Source organism: Pseudoalteromonas sp. A22 (assembly GCF_018141345.1).
Classification (GTDB): domain Bacteria; phylum Pseudomonadota; class Gammaproteobacteria; order Enterobacterales; family Alteromonadaceae; genus Pseudoalteromonas; species Pseudoalteromonas maricaloris.
This window is the reverse complement of the sequence record NZ_CP047238.1, coordinates 2,622,028-2,642,738: the sequence shown is the minus strand read 5'-3', so window position 1 is coordinate 2,642,738 and position 20,711 is coordinate 2,622,028. Positions and strand designations below refer to the sequence as shown.

The following is a 20,711-nucleotide window of genomic DNA, read 5'->3' as shown; positions in this document are numbered from 1 at the left end:
GACGGGGAGGTGAAGGGTCAAGGATTGGGCAACTAGCATCGCGTGTAACTGATATCTAAACACAAAGGGGTTGTAACCGCTGTAGCGTGAGTTGTGCAATAAAAAAGCCAGCAATCTGGCTGGCTTTGATAAATGGTTTTTGCAATTAAGCTGAATGCGTAATAACGCGGTCTATCGTCTCGTCATTGCGTAGCGTTAAGATCTCAACGCCATTATCTGTGACAAGCAGCGTGTGTTCCCACTGCGCCGAAAGACTACGGTCTTTGGTAACGACAGTCCACTCATCTTTTAGTAGCTTACATTGGCGCTTACCCGCGTTAACCATAGGCTCGATAGTCAAACACATACCAGCTTTAAGCACTTCGCCAGTACCTGGTTTGCCGTAGTGCATTACTTGTGGCTCTTCATGGAATTCTTTACCAATGCCGTGACCACAATATTCACGCACGATAGAGTAGTTAAAGCCTTCTGCATACTTTTGAATTGCAGCGCCAATATCACCCAAACGCACGCCCGGTTTTACCATTTTTATCGCAAGGTATAGACTTTCTTGCGTGATTTCGCTTAAGCGCTTACCTTGGATAGTTGGTGTCCCGACGTAAAACATTTTTGACGTATCACCATGATAACCATCTTTGATCACAGTGATGTCGATATTGATAATGTCGCCCTCTTTTAGCGGTTTATCGTTTGGGATACCGTGACAGATAACGTGGTTAACTGAGGTACAAATAGACTTCGGAAAGCCGTGATAATTTAGCGGTGCAGGAACAGCACCTTGCTCATCAACAATGTAGTTGTGACAAATGGTGTTTAATTCGTCGGTGGTCACCCCTGGCTTAACAAACGGCTCGATCATTTCCAGTACTTCCGCGGCTAAACGCCCGGCAACACGCATTTTTTCGATTTCTTCAGGGGTTTTGATCACAGCACTCATTTAGACTCCAAGTCAATTTAGATGAACATTTATTATGCACAAATTTTACGCATAAGATTGAGTTAATTCTTTATATATGGTATAAAGCGCGCCGTCTTTTTACAAATAATTCTTCCTCACGCGATGAGATTGAATGTTTGTAGTTAAGACAACACACTTATTAATATTAACACACACACATATCGACACATACACTTGGGTGCATGCAGTTATAAAAACTTCGTGTTGGTGCTATGGGATATGTGGAGGCCTAACCCTAACTTTTAGAGGAAATATACAATGGCAAACGTTTCAATGCGCGATATGCTTCAAGCTGGTGTTCACTTCGGTCACCAAGCACGTTACTGGAACCCTAAGATGAAGCCGTTCATCTTCGGTGCACGTAACCGCGTTCATATCATCAACCTAGAAAAAACTGTTCCTATGTTCAACGATGCACTTAAGTTCTTACAGAACGTAGCATCTAACAAAGGCAAAATCCTTTTCGTAGGTACTAAGCGCGCTGCAAGCGAAGCAGTTAAAGAAGCGGCTATCCAAAGTGAGCAGTTCTACGTAAATCACCGTTGGTTAGGTGGTATGTTGACTAACTGGAAAACAGTTCGTCAATCAATCAAGCGTCTTAAAGAGCTTGAGACTCAAAGCCAAGACGGTACTTTCGAGAAGCTTACTAAGAAAGAAGCGCTAATGCTTACTCGTGAAATGCAAAAGCTTGAAAAAGGCCTTGGCGGTATCAAAGATATGGGCGGTCTTCCAGACGCTATCTTCGTTATCGACGCTGACCACGAGCACATCGCTATCCGTGAAGCTAACAACCTAGGTATCCCAGTAGTATCTGTTGTTGATACTAACTCAAACCCAGATGGTGTTGATTTCATCATCCCAGGTAACGACGACGCTATCCGTGCAATCCAGCTATACACTGGTGCAGTAGCGACTGCTATCACTGAAGGTCGTGAAAGCAACATCGTTGCTCAAGCAGAAAACGACGACTTCGTTGAAGCTGAGTAATTACCTGATTAGGTATTAGCTGTCATCAAGTCTTCATCAAATTATTGGTGAAGACTTGATATTCTTTATAAGCGATTAACTGCTTATCCCGTTGTTTGCCAAGCAGACCTTGAAAGATAACGGATTTTTATCAAATTGAGGCGAGCTGTACTTGATTTGATATTCAGCCAACCTAAGGTTGGTTTTATCAAGAACTGAATTCAGATTTGAGGATATTCTAATGGCTGTAACTGCTGCCCTAGTAAAAGAACTTCGTGAGCGCACTGGCGCTGGCATGATGGATTGTAAAAAAGCACTGACAGAAACTGGCGGTGATATCGATCAAGCAATCGAAAACATGCGTAAAAGTGGTGCTGCTAAAGCTGCTAAAAAAGCAGGCAACATCGCTGCTGAAGGTACAATCATCATCAAGCAAGGCGAAGGTTTTGCTGCACTAGTAGAAGTTAACTGTCAAACTGACTTCGTAGCAAAAGATGCAAGCTTCCTTGCATTTGCTAACGAAATTGCTGACGCAGCTGTAGCTGAGCAACTAACTATCGAAGACTTACAAGCTAAGTTTGAAGAGACTCGTGTTGCACTAGTAGCTAAAATCGGTGAGAACATGAACATCCGTCGTGTTTCTTACATCCAAGGTGACAAGCTAGTTGCTTACCGTCACGGCGAGCGTATCGGTGTTGTTGTAGCTGGTGATGCTGACGAAGAAACACTTAAGCACGTTGCAATGCACGTTGCTGCTTCTAAGCCAGACTACCTAAACCCAGAAGACGTACCTGCTGAAGTAGTTGAAAAAGAAAAAGCGGTTCAAGTTGAAATCGCAATGAACGAAGGTAAGCCAGCTGAAATCGCTGAGAAGATGGTTGTTGGTCGTATGAAGAAGTTCACTGGTGAGATCTCTCTTACTGGTCAAGCTTTCATCATGGAACCTAAGAAATCAGTGGGTGACTACCTTAAAGAGAAGAATGCATCTGTTTCTTCATTCGTTCGCCTAGAAGTAGGTGAAGGTATCGAGAAGAAAGAAGAAGACTTCGCAGCAGAAGTTGCAGCACAAATCGCTGCAGCAAAAGGCCAGTAATCACTTATTGTGATGCCTAATGACGTAAAAGCTGACATTAGCTTTGCGTCATTGCTGAAAATTCTCTAAAATAACCGCGCATTTATGTCTAGCATAAGCGCGGTTATTTTTTACCTCACTTTTAATTGGCCCGGATATTATGACTATCAATAAAAAACCTGTTTTTAGACGCGTTCTTTTAAAGCTTAGTGGTGAAGCTTTAATGGGAGATGAAGGCTTTGGTATCGATCCAAAAGTATTGGATCGTATGGCACAAGAAATCAAAGAGTTAGTAGAGCTCGACGTAGAAGTGGGTTTGGTTATCGGTGGCGGTAACTTCTTACGTGGTGGTTCACTTGCAGAAGCGGGCATGAACCGAGTTGTGGGCGACCACATGGGCATGCTAGCGACCGTCATGAATGGCCTTGCGATGCGTGATGCGCTGCACCGTGCTTTTGTAAACGCACGTTTGATGTCTGCTATCCCGCTAAATGGTGTGTGTGATGCGTACAATTGGGCGGAAGCAATTAGCCTATTAAAATCTGGCCGTGTTGTTATTTTCTCTGCAGGTACGGGCAACCCATTCTTTACCACGGACTCAGCAGCATGTTTGCGCGGTATCGAGATTGAAGCGGATACCGTGATTAAAGCCACTAAGGTTGAAGGGGTATTTAGTGACGATCCAGTGAAAAACCCAGATGCTACGCTGTACCGCACGTTAACTTACAACGAAGTTATCGACAAAGAATTGAAAGTGATGGATTTAGCTGCATTTACATTGGCACGTGACCACAATATGCCAATCAGCGTATTCAACATGAATAAACCGGGTGCATTGAAAAATGTCATCATGGGTGAAGAGGAAGGTACCCTTATCTCTTCTCAAGCAGCAGAATAATCTGACGACTATTTCAGCAACTCGCAGTTAAGTAGCGAATCTCTAAATTGCGAGTATAATCTGGCATAACAAGAACAGACTAGGAAAGTATTGTGATCGAAGATATTAAAAAAGACGCTCAAGAGCGCATGAAAAAAAGTGTGGCTGCACTTGGAAGCCAGCTTTCTAAAATCCGCACAGGTCGTGCACACCCTGCGCTACTAGATGGTATTTCTGTTTCTTACTACGGTGCAGATACACCGTTAAACCAAGTAGCAAACGTAACGACGGAAGACTCTCGTACACTGGCTATCAGCGTATTCGACAAATCGCTTGCACAAGCGGTAGAAAAAGCAATCATGTCTTCTGACTTGGGCCTAAACCCAATGTCAGCAGGTACTGTGATCCGTGTTCCACTTCCTCCATTAACTGAAGAGCGTCGTAAAGATCTTATCAAGATCGTACGTGGTGAGGTTGAAGGTGGTCGCGTTGCAGTACGTAACATTCGCCGTGATGCAAACGGTGATATTAAATCATTGCTAAAAGACAAAGAAATTTCTGAAGACGAAGCACGCCAAGCTGAAGATGATATCCAAAAATTGACTGACAAGTTCATCAAAGAAATGGATACTCAACTAAGTGCGAAAGAAGCAGAGTTGATGGAAATCTAAATGTCTTTATCCTAGCGTTTATATTTACGCACTGTTTACGTATTGTAGAAATTTCTGCTTTGTTTCTGAGCAGTTAGCGTTTTTTTGGCTAGGAACACTGACAAATTTATTAGGTTTGAAGCGCCGCCTAGGGTATACTAGGCGGCGTTTTTTTTCACTTAAATTGGAATTATGGTTTTAGAAGCAGAGGTTATTTCGCAGCAATCATTGCCAAAACATGTTGCGATAATAATGGATGGCAACGGTCGTTGGGCTCAAGCTCGCAGGCGTCCTCGCGCCTTCGGACACAAGAAGGGCGTAGATTCGGTTCGTAGTGCTGTACAATTCTGTTCCAAGTTAGGTATAGAGTCTCTGACGCTATTTGCCTTTAGTAGTGAAAACTGGCGTAGACCAGAAGATGAAGTCAGCACGTTAATGGAATTATTTATTTATGTGCTGTCTAAAGAAGTTAAAAAATTACATAAGAACAACGTAAAGCTAACCATTATTGGCGATCTTTCTCGTTTTCCTGACAGCCTCCAAAAGCGTGTTCATGAAGCTCAAACATTGACCCAGGACAATACAGGGCTTAACTTAAACATTGCAGCAAATTACGGTGGACGTTGGGATATCACACAGGCAGCACAACACCTCGCAAAACAAGTTGCAGCAGGTGAATTGCACCCAAGTGATATAACCGAAGATGCCTTGACAGAGCAGATGACGATGGCCGATCAAGCGAATCTCGACTTGCTGATCAGAACGGGAGGCGACTTCCGCATCAGTAACTTCTTGCTATGGCAAGCTGCATATGCCGAACTCTATTTTACCGACACGCTTTGGCCTGATTTTGACGAGCAAGCATTCTCTGAAGCCATTGCTTGTTACGTGTCTAGAGAGCGACGCTTCGGATGCACAGGAGAGCAGATAAAGCAGCTCCTCGCAGAGAAAGACGCAACAAGTTAAGGGTTCAAATTTGTTAAAACAACGTATTCTAACGTCAGCGGTGCTTGCACCTCTGGCTCTACTTTTGGTGTTTTATACACCGCTGGCAATGTTTAGTACGATTGCCGCACTAATCGTTTTGCTTGGTGCATGGGAGTGGTCGGCGCTTGCGGGCCTATGTCAAAAGCGTCAGCGTTTTACTTTCGTTGGCGTTATGGCGGTGTTAATTCTATTGCTTAACACCCATTGGCCGATACAGGATTTATGGCAGCAAGGGCGCTTAGTCGCTGATGCCAATTATGTATTTACGCTCGCTTTTGCGTGGTGGTTGGTCGCTACTTTCTTGGTGGTGAAATACCCACGAGCAGCTCGTGCTTGGAATGAAGGGATCATGATGCGCTCCATCGCCGGTGTACTGACGCTAGTCCCGCTGTGGCTTGCGTTAAACGTGATGCGTAGTGCCGGATACGAAGATGGCGAGCACATAGGCTCAGTCCTTATCATGGTGGTATTGGGCATAGTGTGGAGCGCGGACATTGGCGCTTACTTCGCTGGAAAGAATTTAGGTAAGCATAAGCTTATGCCTAAAGTGAGCCCTAATAAAACGATTGAAGGTCTTGTTGGTGGCGTGATCACCGCAGTTGTTTTTGTGTTAGTGTTTTGTCACTTCGCCGCAATTGATCTCAATATGTGGCCAATTTACGCTGCAATGACCATTATTATCGCGCTATTTTCTGCCGTTGGTGATTTGCTTGAAAGTATGTTTAAGCGCGAAGTAGGTCTTAAAGATTCAGGCCGTTGTTTGCCAGGTCACGGCGGTATCCTAGATCGCATTGATAGCTTAACGGCTGCGGCACCCATTTTTGCTTTTTGCTACGCTTGGACGGTTGTGCTATGAGCGAGCAAAACTTGGTAGTACTAGGAGCGACAGGCTCTATTGGACTATCAACCTTAGATGTCGTTAGCCGCAATAAAGAACAATATCGTGTATTTGCCTTAGTCGCAGGGCAAAACGCGGAAAAGATGGCTGAGCTTTGTTTACGTCATCAGCCTAAATACGCGGTTATGAGCTCTGAGCACGCAGCTCAGCAACTTTCTCAACGTTTGGCGGGCACTACCACTGAAGTACTCCATGGCGTTGAAGCAATGGCCGAGATGGCTCGTCACGTAGATGTGGATATCGTGATGTCCGCAATCGTTGGTGCAGCAGGGTTGTTACCGACACTAGCGGCAGTCGAGGCGGGTAAAAAAGTGCTGCTGGCGAACAAAGAGTCGTTAGTAATGAGTGGCCAGCTGTTTATGGATAAAGTAAAAGCGCATGGTGCGACTTTACTCCCTATCGACAGTGAACATAATGCTATTTACCAGTGCCTACCAACGACCATTCAAACGGGACAATCTTCAAACCTAAGTCACAGCGGTGTTAGTAAGATTTTATTAACCGGTTCTGGTGGACCTTTCTTGCAGCGTTCATTGGCTACCTTAGCTTCAGTAACGGTGGAAGAAGCGGTTGCGCATCCTAATTGGTCTATGGGCAGAAAAATCTCTGTCGACTCTGCGACCATGATGAATAAAGGGCTAGAGTTTATTGAAGCGAAGTGGTTATTTAACTGCTCGGCTGACGATATTGAAGTGGTGATCCACCCACAAAGTATGATCCACTCAATGGTGCAGTATCGCGACGGCTCGGTGCTCGCACAAATGGGGCAGCCAGACATGCGAACGCCGATTGCATATGGGCTTGCCTATCCTGAAAGAATTGACGCCGGTGTAGAGCCATTAGATTTTTCTCAGATTGTCGATTTCACTTTTACCAAACCAGATTTTAACCGTTATCCCAACCTCAAATTAGCGATTGACGCATGTCGTAGTGGTCAGGCTGCAACAACAACAGTGAATGCTGCAAATGAAATCGCTGTTGCGGCATTTTTAGAGGGTAAGATAGGGTTTTGCGATATCTATCGAGTCAATGCCTTAACGCTTGAGCAAAGTGAGCTAAGCGTATTAGAATCCGTTGAGTCTATTATGGAAACAGACCGAACGGCCCGCCACCGAGCGCAGCAAATTATCGCCACATTGAGGTAACTATGTTTGAATTTTTCTGGCACTTAGGCTCATTTATTCTTGCTTTAGGGATTTTAGTTACCGTTCATGAATATGGCCATTTTTGGGTTGCCAGAAAAGCCGGCGTTAAGGTCTTACGTTTTTCTATTGGTTTTGGTAAGCCTTTAGTCAAGTGGTATGACAAACATCAAACCGAATACGTTATTGCCGCAATTCCACTTGGCGGCTATGTCAAAATGCTTGATGAACGCGTTGATGATGTGCCAGAGCAGGAGCGCCACCTTGCCTTCAATAATAAGCCAGTACTTTCTCGTATCGCTGTGGTAGCTGCAGGCCCCATTGCAAACTTTTTGTTTGCCATTGTCGCGTTAGCGGCAATGTATATGGTAGGGGTTCAATCAGTAAAACCCGTCGTTGGAGCTGTGACACCAACCAGTATTGCGGCAGATGCTGGATTTCAATCAGGTGACCATATCATTGCACTGAATGATGAGTTAGTGCACTCATGGCAAGACGTCACGTTTGAATTGATGGCGCATTTAGGTGAACCATCTCTGGTTGCCAAAGTACAAGATGAAAAAGGTAGTTTGGCGATCCGTACGCTACGGTTGAGCGATTGGAAACTGGAAAAGCAAGATGAAGCGCCACTGACCTCGGTTGGCATTACACCATATAGACCGCCGCTGACGCTGCAGCTCGGTTATATCGAAGAAGGTGCAGCTGCCGACAAAGGTGGCTTACAAGTAGAAGACACGCTGGTTGCGATAAATGGTGACAAATTGGCATCGTGGCAACAGCTGGTGAGCCGAGTTCAAAAATCTGCAAATCAAGCCATAAGCATTGATATTCTGCGCGATGGTCAGCCACAAACCCTAACGATAACACCTCAGGCAAAAACTTCACCAGAAGGTGTTGTACAAGGCTATTTGGGCGTTGTGCCTGTGATGGAAAAATGGCCAAATGGTTATATTGAAACTAGACAATACGGCATCCTAGATAGTATGGTGCTTGGCATTCGTAAAACTTACGACTTGATTGCCTTAAGTTTCGACATGATCGGCAACTTAATCACGGGCCAAGTCTCGGTAAAAAACTTAAGCGGGCCTGTGGGGATCGCGGTTAGTGCCGGAAATAGTGTTAGTTACGGGTTAGTTGCATTTTTAGGCTTCTTAGCGCTTATCAGCGTGAATTTAGGAGTTTTTAACTTATTACCGCTCCCTGTCCTAGATGGTGGGCATTTAATGTATTACTTAATTGAACTAATTCGCAGAAAACCAGTCTCTGAAAAGACACAAGAGTTTGGGTTTAAGATTGGAGCGGCGCTTCTTCTTGCCTTAACGTTTTTTGCACTATTTAATGATGTTTCTCGGCTTTAAGCCGTGCGGTGCTAAAAAGCGCACATTATATGCAATTTAAATGTTTGCATTTTTGTTCAAGCATACAACGGATAACATAATACAAAAGCTGTAACGTTTGAATGTTGTGATGTAATGGGCCTTAGCGTATCGCGCCAAAATTGTTGTAAAGGATAAAGATAATAAAATGCCTATAAAAAAACACATTGCAGTAACCAGTTTACTGGGCGCTAGTTTTGCTGCCTTAGGGCAAAACTCCTTTATCGTAGAAGATTTAAAAGTAGAAGGGCTGCAGCGCGTTGCACTAGGTGCTGCATTGACACATATTCCGATCAACGTTGGTGACAATGTCGATCAGTTTACTATTTCACGCACAATCAAGGCGCTGTATAAGTCTGGCCACTTTGACAACATTGCGGTATTCCGTGATGGTAATCAGATTATTTTTAAGGTTAAAGAACGTCCAACTATCAGCTCAATCGAATTCGATGGTAACAAAGACATCAAAGACGAGCAGCTAAACGAGAGTTTAGAACAGCAAAATATTCGCCAAGGTGAGCCGTTAGACAGAACGGTACTTGATAGTATCGAAAAAGGCTTAACGGAATTCTTCCACAGTATTGGTAAATACAACGCTAAGGTTGAGGTGAGCATTGTTGAATTGCCACGTAACCGTGTGAAGCTGATGCTGAAGTTTGAAGAGGGTGATGCTGCTTCTGTACGTCAAATTAACCTCGTTGGTAATGAGCTGTTCTCGGACGAAGAACTTCTTAACCTAATTGAATCTCAGCAGGACTTACCTTGGTGGCGCTTCCTCTCTAATGACCGTTATCAAAAACAAACCATTGAAGGCGATTTAGAAAAGATCCGCAGTTTTTACCTAGACCGTGGTTATTTACGTTTTAACATCGATTCAACGCAGGTTTCAGTAAGCCCAGAACGTGAATCAGTTTATGTTACGGCGAACATCACCGAAGGTGAAAAATATACCGTTAAAGGGTTTGATTTCATTGGTGACTTATTAGGTCGTGAAGACTTAATTAAAGGCATAGTGCCACTTCGTGCTGGTGAGCTTTACAACGGCTCAGTTGTAACGGCAACGGAAGATTTCATTAAGAGTTATTTGGCGCGTTTTGGTTACGCCAATGCAGAAGTACGAACCGTCCCAGAAATCGATGATGAAAACAAAGAAGTACAATTAACACTATCTGTTGATCCTGGAAAGCGTGTATATGTACGTCGTATTGTGGTGAATGGTAACCAAAATACAGCCGACGAGGTGTTACGTCGTGAAATGACGCAGCTTGAAGGTGCGTGGTTGTCTAACCAAAACCTAGAGCGTTCAAAGCTTCAAATTCAACGTTTGCCATATATGGAATCGGTAGAGTTTGAAGTCAAGCCAATTCCTGGTGTTGAAGATCAGGTTGATGTTGACTTTAAAGTAAAAGAACAGCCAGCAGGTAGTTTCCAAGCGGGTGTTGCTTATGGTTCTTATGCGGGCCTTCAGTTTAACATTGGTGTCAGTGAGTCTAACTTCTTAGGATCTGGTAACCAAGTTGCTTTCAATATCAACACTTCGCGTGGTTCAGAACGTTATAGTGTGTCCTACACTGACCCTTACTTCACGCCTGACGGTGTGTCGCAAGGCAGCAGTATCTTCTACAGTAAGTTCGATGCGAGTGAGTTTGGTATCGTAGATTATAAATCGACCAGCTATGGTCTCGGTACTAACTTTGGTTTCCCAATTAATGCGATTAACCGTGTTAACTTTGGTATTCGTTGGATTGAAGAAAGCCTTTCGCAAATTTCGGACTTTGAGCAAACACGAGTACTTCGTGAGAGCTTCTTAAACGAAAGCGATCCAAATGCCGATTATGACTTTACTAAATATGAGTTAAGTGCAGGTTGGTCACGTGTAACGGTAAACCGTGGTATGTTCCCAACTGCAGGTTCTCGTCAAAGCTTGAACTTAAGTATTACTACACCAAACTCAGATCTTAATTTCTTCAAGATCAATTACGATTCACGTTTTTACTGGCCAATCAGTAATGACCATCGTTGGGTATTCTCAGCGAGAGCGGGTTTAGGCTATGGTAATGGTTATGGTGAGACCAATGGCTTTGAGCAAGTGTTGCCATTCCAAGAGTTCTTCCGTATTTCAGAGCAAGAACTACGTGGTTTTGACCGAAACACGATTCTACCTCGAGCGGTACAGCGTGCGCCTAAGTGTATTCCGGGCACACCTAAACCAGATGGTACAGCAGGTAGCTGTATTGGCGGCGATCAGCAATTTGATACGCTAAATCTAGGTGGTCGTATCGGTGGTAACGCAAAAGCACTAGCAGGTCTTGAGCTTATCGTACCAACGCCATTCCTAGACGAAGAAAACACGAGTTCAGTAAGAACGAGCTTCTTCGTCGATGCGGCAAACGTTTGGGATACTGAGTTTGATGTAGACCGTTATAACAACTTGCCAGAAGATCAATACAATCTACTTTCTGATTTCTCTGATCCATCAAGGTTCAGAGTATCAACGGGTTTATCGATTCAGTGGATCTCGCCTATGGGACCTATGTTGATCAGTTTCGCTTACCCACTCAAAAAAGAAGAAGAAGACGATACGAAGACGATCAGCTTCAATATCAGTAATACATTCTAAGGAGTTTTATTGTGAAAAAATTTATTAAATCATCAACACTAGCCATGACAGCAGCACTAATGATGGGTGCTTCAGGTAGCGCATTTGCACACAAAGTAGGCATCGTAGACATGCAGGAAGTGTATAAGCAAATTCCACAAATGGCGAAAATTGAACAGACACTACAAGCTGAGTTCGCTGAGCGTCGTCAAGAACTTGAAAAAATTCAAGGTGACATTCGTTTCGAAGCTGAAAAATTTAAGCGCGAAGCAACGACAATGAGTGAAGAGCAAAAAGAAGCGCTTCGTGAAAAGATCCAAGGCATGCAAAAGACACTTGCTGAAAAAGGTCGTCCACTAGAGCAAGAAATTAAAGTTCGTCAAAACCAAGAGCTTGCTAAAGTACAAAAACTAATCGTAGATGCGATTGAGTCTGTTGCTAAAAAAGGTAAGTTTGACGAAGTTAAAGTAAAAGATACGACAATTTACTTCAACCCTGATAAAGTAGCCGACCTTTCTGAAGAAGTGGTAAAAGCGGTTAGCAATAAGTAATGACAAAACTTCACACCTTATCTCAACTTGCTGAGTATCTAGGTGCTCAGCTGCAAGGTGATGGCGATAAATCAATTCGAAATATCGCCACTCTCGCACAGGCAAAAGACGACCAAATCGCGTTTTTAGCCAACAGCAAATACCGTGGTCAGCTTGAAAGCACGACTGCGGGGGTCGTGATCTTGAGTGAAAAAGACGCGGATTATTTTGCGGGTAATAAACTCATTATCGCAGATCCTTATGTAGCCTATGCAAAACTTGCACAGAAGCTAGACTCAACACCTAGTGCAGCATCAGGAGTTCATCGTACAGCAGTTATCTCTGATACCGCAACACTGGGTGCAAACGTCAGTGTGGGTGCGAATGCTGTAATTGAAGATGGCGCTGTGATTGGTGATGATGTTGAGATAGGGCCAGGCTGTTTCATTGGAAAACATGCCAAAATAGGCGCAAAGACTAAACTCTGGGCAAACGTAACCGTCTATCATGAAGTACAGATAGGCGAACAATGTCTATTCCAGTCTGGTGCCGTAATAGGAAGTGATGGTTTTGGCTACGCCAACGAGAAAGGCGAGTGGGTTAAAATCCCTCAAGTTGGCACCGTAATTATTGGCGACCGTGTCGAAGTTGGCGCGAGTACTTCTATTGATAGAGGTGCGCTAGAAGACACCATTATTCATAGCAACGTCATTTTAGATAACCAGATCCAAATTGCCCATAACGTCGAGGTTGGTTACGGTACAGCCATCGCAGGCTGCACGGTACTGGCGGGCAGTGTTAAAATCGGCAAGTACTGCCAAATTGGCGGCATGACAGCAATCAATGGTCACAACGAAATTTGTGATGGGGTTGTCATTACTGGTATGAGTATGGTTACTAAAGGAATTACTGAGCCAGGGATCTATTCTTCTGGTTTACCTCACCAAACGAATAAAGAGTGGCGTAAGTCTATTGCACACTTACGCAATTTATCTGACTTTAAGTCGCGCCTGAAGGCACTTGAGCTGCTGACAGCACAGCTTAAAGATACTGATGTAGAATAAGGAAGCTATTTTGGCTAACGAATTAAACAGCTTTGATATCCAAGAGATTTTAAAACTTCTTCCGCACCGCTACCCAATGTTGCTTGTTGACAAAGTGGTAGATTTTAAGCCTGGTGAATATCTTCACGCGATTAAAAACGTGACGATTAATGAGCCTATTTTCACGGGTCACTTCCCTGAGCAACCTATTTTCCCAGGTGTGTTGATCCTAGAAGCGATGGCTCAGGCAACCGGTTTACTTGGTTTTAAAACGGTCGAGAATCGCAGCGAGAATGAACTATACTTATTTGCGGCGATTGATAATGCACGTTTCAAACAACCTGTTTTACCGGGTGACACGATGCATTTGCACGTTAAGTTCGAAAAAGAACGCCGTAACATCTGGAAATTCAGTGCTGAAGCTAAAGTAGAAGGCAAAACTGTGTGTTCAGCTGAAATTATGTGTGCTAGAAGAGAGTTTTAATGGCTATTCATCCTACCGCAATTATCGAATCAGGCGCGCGTCTAGGCGAGAATGTTTCTGTAGGCCCTTATAGTTATATTGGCAATGACGTAGTCATTGGTGATAACTGTAAGATTGAATCACATGTTGTGATCAAAGGCCCTTCTGAGATTGGTTCAGGCAATCACATTTTCCAATTCGCGTCAGTAGGGGAAGCCTGCCAAGATAAAAAGTACAAGGATGAACCAACCAAGCTAATTATTGGTGATAACAACGTTATTCGTGAGTGTGCGACTATCCATCGTGGCACAATTCAAGACGAAGGGATCACTCGAATTGGTAGCAACAACCTATTTATGGCTTACACCCATGTGGCACACGACGCAGTCATTGGCAGCAATGTGATTTTCGCTAACAATGCAAGTGTAGCCGGACATGTACATATTGGTGACTGGGTTATCCTTGCGGGTAATTCAGGTGTACATCAATTTTGTAAAGTGGGTTCACATGCCTTTATTGGTATGTACTCGGGTGTGAACCAAGACGTGCCGCCTTTTGTTACAACGACCGGCACGCCAGCGAGACCCGTTGCAATTAATACTGAAGGTTTAAAGCGTCGCGGCTTTGAGTCTGATGAAATCATGGCAACAAGACGTGCATACAAAACGTTGTTCCGTAAGGGGCTGCGTTTAGAAGATGCGTTAGAAGCGCTAAAAGAAGATGCTTCTGAGTTCGCAGCAGTTCAGCAAATGATTGATTTTATTGCGACTTCTAATCGTGGTTTGATCCGCTAAACTTGAACCGCAATACAGGTTATACTTACGCCATACATTTTGTATGGCGTTTTTTTATACTGAAAAATAACAATGGCTAACGAAAAAAATATCACCATTGGCGTGGTCGCAGGAGAGTTATCGGGCGATATACTCGGTGCTGGCCTCATAAACGCGCTAAAACTTCATTACCCCAATGCCAATTTTGTCGGGATCGGTGGTCCTAAAATGCAACAAGCGGGTTGTAAAAGCCTGTTTGACATGGATGAACTCGCTGTTATGGGACTAGTCGAAGTGCTTGGTCGCTTACCTCGCTTGCTAAAAATTAAAAAGCAGTTGGTGAATTACTTTATTGATAATCCACCCGATGTATTCATCGGTATCGATGCGCCGGATTTTAATTTGCGTGTTGAAAAACCGTTGAAAGCGGCAGGAATTAAAACCATTCAGTATGTAAGCCCGAGTGTGTGGGCGTGGCGTCAAAAACGCATCCATAAGATTGCCGAGGCGACTAACCTAGTGCTGTCTTTGCTGCCGTTCGAAAAAGCCTTTTATGATAAACATGAAGTGCCTTGTACATTTGTGGGCCATACGCTAGCGGATGAAATTCCACTTGAGCCAGATACCGCAGGTGCGCGTGCACAGCTGAACTTAAGTCAAGATGATACGGTTTTAGCACTGCTACCTGGTAGTAGGGGCTCTGAAGTTGGCTTATTGAGCCGCACTTATCTTGCCACTGCAAAAAAATTAGTCGATAAAATTCCTAACTTAAAAATAGTTGTGCCTTTGGTAAACGAGAAGCGCAGAGCACAATTTTTGGAAGCCTTGAACGAAGTCGCGCCGGAATTGAACCCAATTATGCTTGACGGCCAGTCAGCACTGGCAATGCAAGCAGCGGATACCGTTTTACTGGCCTCGGGTACTGCCACACTTGAAGCAATGCTATATAAGAAGCCAATGGTGGTAGGGTATAAGCTAAATCCTAAGAGTTATTGGATTTTTAATACCTTTTTTACCTTTAACATCAAATACTTTGCCTTGCCGAATTTATTGGCTGACGCACCACTTGTGCCTGAGTTTTTACAGGCAGAGTGTAATCCTGACGCACTTGCTGATGCACTTTTCCCGATGTTAAAAGGCAATAATAGCAAGCTTGTTAGAAAGTTTTACGAGATACATGAGAACATTCGCCTAAATGCCAGCAAACAAGCGGCTCAGGCTGTAATGGAGTTAATAGATGCAAATTGAACGTCCTGATGTGCAGTATATTGCAGGCGTTGACGAGGTAGGACGTGGCCCGTTGGTGGGTGACGTTGTGACCGCTGCCGTCATTTTAGATCCAACCAAACCAATAGTAGGGTTAACCGACTCGAAAAAACTGTCAGAGAAAAAGCGCATTGCATTGGCAGAAGAAATAAAAGAAAAGGCATTATGTTACTGCATTGCGAGAGCATCAGTTGCAGAAATTGACGATTTGAATATTCTTCACGCAACAATGTTGGCGATGACACGCGCAGTTGAAGGATTGGAAATTCAACCGGATCATGTATTTGTTGATGGAAATCGTTTACCCAAGCTGAGTGTTGCGGCAACCGCAGTTGTAAAAGGGGATAGCCTAGTTGCAGAGATAAGTGCGGCATCTATATTGGCGAAAGTCACCCGAGATAATGAGATGCTAGCACTCGATGCGGAATATCCTGAGTTTGGTTTTGCAGGCCACAAAGGTTATCCAACCAAAGCCCACTTTGCCGCGCTCGAAGCACATGGTGTTACTCCGCATCACCGTACAAGCTTTAAGCCTGTGCAACGAATTTTGGCCGAGAAGGAGTAAGCATGCCAGCCCCGCAGTTTGTCCATTTGCGTGTACACAGTGACTTCTCAATGGTGGATGGTCTAGCGAAGACCAAACCAATTGTGGCAAGGGCCGAAGAGCTTGCAATGCCTGCGCTTGCCATCACCGATCAAATGAACTTATGTGGTTTGGTGCGTTTTTATGGTGGCGCACACGGGGCAGGGATCAAGCCAATAATTGGTGCGGATTTTTGGCTCAAGTCAGATCAGTTTCCTGATGAACCAAGCCGAATTCTCGTTCTCGCTAAGAACAATCAAGGGTATAAAAACCTAACCTTGTTGATCTCCGATGCCTATCTTCGCGGTCATGTATTCCATCGCCCTGTTATTGATAAAGAATGGCTCGCAAAATACAAAGAAGGGCTGATCCTTATCTCCGGCGCGAAAGATGGCGATTTAGGTAAAGCCATCTTAAAAGGCAATCCTAAGCTAATTGAAGAAACGCTGGCGTTTTACGAGCAGCATTTTAGCGACCATTTTTATATTGAGCTGCAACGCACCGCACGTGCACAAGAAGAAGAATATCTCCATGGTGCTGTGGAGGTGGCGGCTGCGCGTAATATACCGGTTGTGGCGACGAATGAAGTGGTGTTTTTACACGAAAAAGACTTTGATGCCCACGAAATTCGTGTTGCGATTCACGACGGTTATACATTAGAAGACAAAAATCGACCAAAACGCTTTTCTAAAGAGCAATATTTAAAGACTTCAGAGCAAATGCAAGCGCTCTTTAGTGACATTCCAGAAGCTTTAGAAAACACCGTAGAAATCGCTAAGCGCTGTAACGTGACGGTACAGCTTGGCACCTACTTCCTACCAGATTATCCAACGGGCGATCTGGCGATTGAAGATTTCTTGGTAAAAGTATCGCGAGATGGTCTAGAAGAACGGTTGCAGTTCTTATTCCCTGATGAAAATGATCGTAAAGAAAAGCGTGGTGAGTATGACGACCGTCTGCAGGTTGAACTCGACGTTATCAACCAAATGGGATTCCCTGGTTACTTCTTAATCGTAATGGAGTTCATTCAGTGGAGTAAGGATAACGGCATCCCTGTCGGTCCTGGTCGTGGTTCCGGTGCCGGCTCTTTGGTGGCATATGCGCTTAAGATCACGGATCTTGACCCACTTGAATTCGATCTCCTATTCGAACGATTCCTTAACCCCGAGCGGGTTTCGATGCCAGACTTTGACGTCGACTTCTGTATGGATAGACGAGACGAGGTAATTGACCACGTTGCTAAACTGTATGGTCGAGACGCCGTATCTCAGATCATCACCTTTGGTACGATGGCGGCAAAAGCGGTAATTCGAGACGTTGGTCGTGTGCTTGGTCACCCTTATGGCTTCGTAGATAGGATCTCCAAGCTTGTACCTGGCGACCCCGGTATGACACTTGCCAAAGCGTTTGATGTTGAACCTCGCTTGCCTGAAGCTTACGATAGCGATGAAGAAGTTCGTGAACTGATTGATAAATGTCGCATTCTTGAAGGCTGTACGCGTAACGCGGGTAAACACGCCGGTGGTGTTGTTATCTCGCCTACCACCATTACCGATTTTGCAGCACTGTATTGTGACGAAGAAGGTAAGTTCCCAGTTACCCAGTTTGATAAGAACGACGTAGAAACCGCAGGTCTGGTTAAGTTTGACTTCCTCGGTCTAAGAACGCTAACCATTTTGCAATGGGCGCTCGACATGGCGAACGAACGCCTTGGCAGAGAAAGTCGTGAGCCGATTGATATCGCTGCGATCCCATTGGATGACCCTGCAAGTTTTAAAGTGTTACTAGACGCACAAACAACTGCGGTATTCCAGCTGGAATCTCGTGGTATGAAAGACTTGATCCGTCGCTTGAAGCCAGACTGTTTCGAAGACATGATCGCACTGGTTGCGCTATTCCGTCCGGGTCCTTTGCAATCGGGCATGGTAGATAACTTTATCGACCGTAAGCATGGTCGTGAAGAAGTATCGTATCCAGATGCACAATACCAGCATGAAAGTCTACAACCCATACTGGAGCCAACCTACGGGATCATCCTATATCAAGAACAGGTAATGCAGATAGCGCAGGTGCTTGCCGGTTATAGTCTAGGTGGCGCTGACTTACTTCGTCGTGCGATGGGTAAGAAAAAGCCTGAAGAAATGGCGAAGCAACGTGCAACGTTCGAAGATGGTGCCAAAGATAATGGCGTCGAAGGCGAACTTGCCATGAAAATCTTCGACTTGGTAGAAAAGTTCGCGGGTTACGGCTTTAACAAATCACACTCCGCAGCCTACGCGTTAGTGTCGTACCAAACGCTATGGATGAAGACCCATTTCCCTGCCGAGTTTATGGCGGCAGTAATGTCAGCGGATATGGATAACACCGACAAAATCGTAACCTTGGTAGATGAATGCGAAAACATGAAGTTGACGCTGCTACCACCAGACGTGAATGCCGGTGTCTACAAATTTGCTGTAAATCTTCAAGGTGAGATCGTCTATGGTTTAGGTGCGATAAAAGGCGTAGGTGAAGGCCCCGTTGAAGCGATCCTTGAAGCGCGAGCCCAAGGGGGAGAATTTAAAGATTTATTCGACTTCTGTGCGCGAGTTGATTTAAAGCGTCTAAATAAACGCGTGATTGAAAAGCTCATTTACGCAGGAGCGCTTGATAAGCTTGGTCCTGACAGAGATCAGCCTGGGCGCGCGACTTTACTGGCAAGCTTAAAGGATGCCATGAAGTCGGCAGAGCAGCATCACAAAGCCGAATCACTTGGACAGAGCGACTTATTTGGTTTGCTAGCGGTTGAGCCTGAGGAGGTTGAACAAGCCTTTATCAAAGCCACGCCGCTCAGCGATAAAGAATGGTTAAATGGGGAAAAAGAAACCTTAGGTCTTTATCTAACAGGCCACCCAATTAATCAATATCGCAAAGAATTAAAATATTATACCTCTGGCAAGTTAGTTGACTTACAACCCGGTAATCGTGATACGGTAGCAACCGCGGCGGGACTGGTTATCAATGCTCGTACCTTGATAAACAAAAAAGGAGCGCGTTGGGGACTTATCACTTTAGATGACAAAAGTGCCCGAATTGATGTACGCTTATTTCCTGAACAGTTTGAAATGTACCAAGAAATGCTGCAAATTAACCAAATCTTGGTAATATCTGGACAGGTCAGCTTTGATAACTTCTCTGGTGGCATTACAATGACCGCAAGAGAAATCTCTACCATTGCTCAGGCGCGAGAAAAGCGTATTAGTGCAATAAAAATGACGCTAAATATGGCTCAAATTGACGCGAACTTCTTTGATAATTTCAAAAAAGTGCTAGAACCATATAAATTTGGAACGTGTCCGGTAAAAATTAAATATCAGCGTCCTGATGCATTAGCAGAGTTAACATTAGGAACACAATGGTGTGTGACGCCAAGTGATGAGCTTTTAACTCGTTTATCACTGCTGGCGGCGCAGGAATTAGAATTAGAATTTAACTAAACAGGTAGTTTAGAGCATGAGCCTCAATTATCTTGAATTTGAACTTCCAATCGCTGAATTGGAAGCAAAGATCAAAGAATTACAAAACGTTAGCCGCTCTGGCGATTTAGATCTTAGCCTTGAAGAAGAGATCAGCCGCTTAAAAGACAAAAATGTTGAGCAAACAAAGAAAATTTTCGACGCTTTAGGCGCTTGGCAAGTGTCTCAATTAGCACGTCATCCGCTTCGTCCATATACTCGCGATTATATTGAACGCATTTTTACCGAGTTTGACGAGTTTGCGGGCGACCGTACTTTTGCTAACGATCCGGCTATTCTTGGTGGTGTTGCACGTCTTGACGACAAGCCAGTAATGATTATCGGTCAGCAAAAAGGTCGTGATACGGCTGAAAAAATCAAACGTAACTTTGGTATGCCAAAGCCAGAAGGTTATCGTAAAGCATTGCGCTTAATGGAAATGGCTGAACGCTTTAAGATGCCAATCATCACCTTTATCGATACACCGGGAGCTTATCCGGGCGTAGGCGCTGAAGAGCGCGGTCAAAGTGAAGCGATTGCACGTAACCTTAAGGTGATGGCTGCGCTCAAAGTACCAACCATTTGTACCGTAATTGGTGAAGGCGGCTCTGGTGGCGCATTAGCCATCGGGGTAGGTGACAGAGTAAACATGCTGCAATACAGCACGTATTCGGTAATTTCACCTGAAGGGTGTGCTTCTATTCTTTGGAAAAGTGCAGACAAAGCTTCACTTGCAGCAGAAGCTATGGGTGTATCAGCCTCTCGCGTAAAAGAGCTGGATCTTATCAATAACATCATCGAAGAGCCGCTAGGTGGCGCACACCGTAACTACGATGCGATGGCGAAAAACCTGAAAGTGCAGCTTAAACGTGACTTGGCTGATCTTGAAGCGCTAAGCACCGAAGAGATGTTAGATCAGCGTTATAAGCGCCTGATGTCATTTGGTTATTGTTAATACGGGTTTCTGCTCGTATTGATATCAATGCTAATTTAAGTTAAAAAGCCGCTATTGAGCGGCTTTTTTATTGATTGTA

18 protein-coding genes are annotated in these 20,711 nt (G+C 44.4%); 17 read left to right on the top strand and 1 reads right to left on the bottom strand.

Annotation, left to right across the window (positions count from 1 at the left end):
* Window positions 1-145: 145 nt before the first annotated feature.
* Window positions 146-937 (bottom strand): type I methionyl aminopeptidase, encoded by a 792-nt coding sequence (gene map / locus GSF04_RS16660; protein ID WP_211857958.1) that lies wholly within the window; start codon window positions 935-937, stop codon window positions 146-148.
* Between the two features lie 279 nt (window positions 938-1,216).
* Between map and rpsB the strand changes: the two genes are divergently transcribed.
* From rpsB to accA, 17 genes are all read left to right on the top strand, one after another.
* Window positions 1,217-1,945 carry a 30S ribosomal protein S2 gene (gene rpsB / locus GSF04_RS16655; protein ID WP_010371318.1) on the top strand — a complete coding sequence of 243 codons (729 nt, stop codon included), beginning with the start codon at window positions 1,217-1,219 and terminating at the stop codon, window positions 1,943-1,945.
* A gap of 220 nt (window positions 1,946-2,165) precedes the next feature.
* Entirely contained in the window at window positions 2,166-3,017 is an 852-nt protein-coding gene (gene tsf / locus GSF04_RS16650) for a translation elongation factor Ts (RefSeq protein ID WP_010371321.1), read from the top strand.
* A 139-nt stretch (window positions 3,018-3,156) separates the two neighbouring features.
* Window positions 3,157-3,894 carry a UMP kinase gene (pyrH, locus tag GSF04_RS16645; protein ID WP_010371324.1) on the top strand — a complete coding sequence of 246 codons (738 nt, stop codon included), beginning with the start codon at window positions 3,157-3,159 and terminating at the stop codon, window positions 3,892-3,894.
* A 92-nt stretch (window positions 3,895-3,986) separates the two neighbouring features.
* A complete protein-coding gene (gene frr, locus GSF04_RS16640) occupies window positions 3,987-4,544 on the top strand; it encodes a ribosome recycling factor (RefSeq protein WP_010371327.1) in 558 nt (185 codons plus the stop codon).
* Between the two features lie 171 nt (window positions 4,545-4,715).
* Window positions 4,716-5,489 carry an isoprenyl transferase gene (locus tag GSF04_RS16635; protein WP_211857956.1) on the top strand — a complete coding sequence of 258 codons (774 nt, stop codon included), beginning with the start codon at window positions 4,716-4,718 and terminating at the stop codon, window positions 5,487-5,489.
* A 10-nt stretch (window positions 5,490-5,499) separates the two neighbouring features.
* On the top strand, window positions 5,500-6,366 hold the full coding sequence (locus GSF04_RS16630) for a phosphatidate cytidylyltransferase (protein WP_017216091.1): 867 nt from the start codon (window positions 5,500-5,502) through the stop codon (window positions 6,364-6,366).
* Window positions 6,363-7,553, top strand: coding sequence for a 1-deoxy-D-xylulose-5-phosphate reductoisomerase (ispC, locus tag GSF04_RS16625; RefSeq protein WP_130163786.1), 1,191 nt, complete (start codon window positions 6,363-6,365; stop codon window positions 7,551-7,553). The genes GSF04_RS16630 and ispC overlap by 4 nt, the downstream gene beginning before the upstream one ends.
* A 2-nt stretch (window positions 7,554-7,555) precedes the next feature.
* The gene (gene rseP, locus GSF04_RS16620) at window positions 7,556-8,908 is read left to right on the top strand and encodes a sigma E protease regulator RseP (RefSeq protein ID WP_211857954.1); all 1,353 of its coding nucleotides are present in this window, start codon (window positions 7,556-7,558) and stop codon (window positions 8,906-8,908) included.
* A gap of 166 nt (window positions 8,909-9,074) precedes the next feature.
* The gene (gene bamA / locus GSF04_RS16615; protein ID WP_211857952.1) at window positions 9,075-11,546 is read left to right on the top strand and encodes an outer membrane protein assembly factor BamA; all 2,472 of its coding nucleotides are present in this window, start codon (window positions 9,075-9,077) and stop codon (window positions 11,544-11,546) included.
* Window positions 11,547-11,557: 11 nt separating this feature from the next.
* Window positions 11,558-12,076: an OmpH family outer membrane protein gene (locus tag GSF04_RS16610; protein WP_010371344.1), complete on the top strand. Its 519-nt coding sequence runs from the start codon at window positions 11,558-11,560 to the stop codon at window positions 12,074-12,076.
* A complete protein-coding gene (lpxD, locus tag GSF04_RS16605; protein ID WP_211857950.1) occupies window positions 12,076-13,119 on the top strand; it encodes a UDP-3-O-(3-hydroxymyristoyl)glucosamine N-acyltransferase in 1,044 nt (347 codons plus the stop codon). The genes GSF04_RS16610 and lpxD overlap by 1 nt, the downstream gene beginning before the upstream one ends.
* Before the next feature lie 10 nt (window positions 13,120-13,129).
* Window positions 13,130-13,582: a 3-hydroxyacyl-ACP dehydratase FabZ gene (gene fabZ, locus GSF04_RS16600; RefSeq protein ID WP_010371351.1), complete on the top strand. Its 453-nt coding sequence runs from the start codon at window positions 13,130-13,132 to the stop codon at window positions 13,580-13,582.
* Window positions 13,582-14,355 (top strand): acyl-ACP--UDP-N-acetylglucosamine O-acyltransferase, encoded by a 774-nt coding sequence (lpxA, locus tag GSF04_RS16595; protein WP_017216085.1) that lies wholly within the window; start codon window positions 13,582-13,584, stop codon window positions 14,353-14,355. The genes fabZ and lpxA overlap by 1 nt, the downstream gene beginning before the upstream one ends.
* A 72-nt stretch (window positions 14,356-14,427) precedes the next feature.
* A complete protein-coding gene (lpxB, locus tag GSF04_RS16590; protein ID WP_010371362.1) occupies window positions 14,428-15,582 on the top strand; it encodes a lipid-A-disaccharide synthase in 1,155 nt (384 codons plus the stop codon).
* A complete protein-coding gene (rnhB, locus tag GSF04_RS16585) occupies window positions 15,572-16,165 on the top strand; it encodes a ribonuclease HII (RefSeq protein ID WP_039497148.1) in 594 nt (197 codons plus the stop codon). The genes lpxB and rnhB overlap by 11 nt, the downstream gene beginning before the upstream one ends.
* A 2-nt stretch (window positions 16,166-16,167) precedes the next feature.
* Complete coding sequence (gene dnaE / locus GSF04_RS16580) at window positions 16,168-19,659, top strand: DNA polymerase III subunit alpha (protein WP_102057105.1); 3,492 nt, start codon at window positions 16,168-16,170, stop codon at window positions 19,657-19,659.
* Between the two features lie 16 nt (window positions 19,660-19,675).
* On the top strand, window positions 19,676-20,632 hold the full coding sequence (gene accA, locus GSF04_RS16575) for an acetyl-CoA carboxylase carboxyl transferase subunit alpha (RefSeq protein ID WP_211857948.1): 957 nt from the start codon (window positions 19,676-19,678) through the stop codon (window positions 20,630-20,632).
* Window positions 20,633-20,711: the final 79 nt, after the last annotated feature.

Bases quoted from the DNA above. Each gene is read 5' to 3' on its own strand.
- map (WP_211857958.1), bottom strand. From the start codon at position 937: ATGAGTGCTGTGATCAAAACCCCTGAAGAAATCGAAAAAATGCGTGTT.
- rpsB (WP_010371318.1), top strand. From the start codon at position 1,217: ATGGCAAACGTTTCAATGCGCGATATGCTTCAAGCTGGTGTTCACTTC.
- tsf (WP_010371321.1), top strand. From the start codon at position 2,166: ATGGCTGTAACTGCTGCCCTAGTAAAAGAACTTCGTGAGCGCACTGGC.
- pyrH (WP_010371324.1), top strand. From the start codon at position 3,157: ATGACTATCAATAAAAAACCTGTTTTTAGACGCGTTCTTTTAAAGCTT.
- GSF04_RS16635 (WP_211857956.1), top strand. From the start codon at position 4,716: ATGGTTTTAGAAGCAGAGGTTATTTCGCAGCAATCATTGCCAAAACAT.
- ispC (WP_130163786.1), top strand. From the start codon at position 6,363: ATGAGCGAGCAAAACTTGGTAGTACTAGGAGCGACAGGCTCTATTGGA.
- rseP (WP_211857954.1), top strand. From the start codon at position 7,556: ATGTTTGAATTTTTCTGGCACTTAGGCTCATTTATTCTTGCTTTAGGG.
- bamA (WP_211857952.1), top strand. From the start codon at position 9,075: ATGCCTATAAAAAAACACATTGCAGTAACCAGTTTACTGGGCGCTAGT.
- lpxD (WP_211857950.1), top strand. From the start codon at position 12,076: ATGACAAAACTTCACACCTTATCTCAACTTGCTGAGTATCTAGGTGCT.
- lpxA (WP_017216085.1), top strand. From the start codon at position 13,582: ATGGCTATTCATCCTACCGCAATTATCGAATCAGGCGCGCGTCTAGGC.
- lpxB (WP_010371362.1), top strand. From the start codon at position 14,428: ATGGCTAACGAAAAAAATATCACCATTGGCGTGGTCGCAGGAGAGTTA.
- rnhB (WP_039497148.1), top strand. From the start codon at position 15,572: ATGCAAATTGAACGTCCTGATGTGCAGTATATTGCAGGCGTTGACGAG.
- dnaE (WP_102057105.1), top strand. From the start codon at position 16,168: ATGCCAGCCCCGCAGTTTGTCCATTTGCGTGTACACAGTGACTTCTCA.
- accA (WP_211857948.1), top strand. From the start codon at position 19,676: ATGAGCCTCAATTATCTTGAATTTGAACTTCCAATCGCTGAATTGGAA.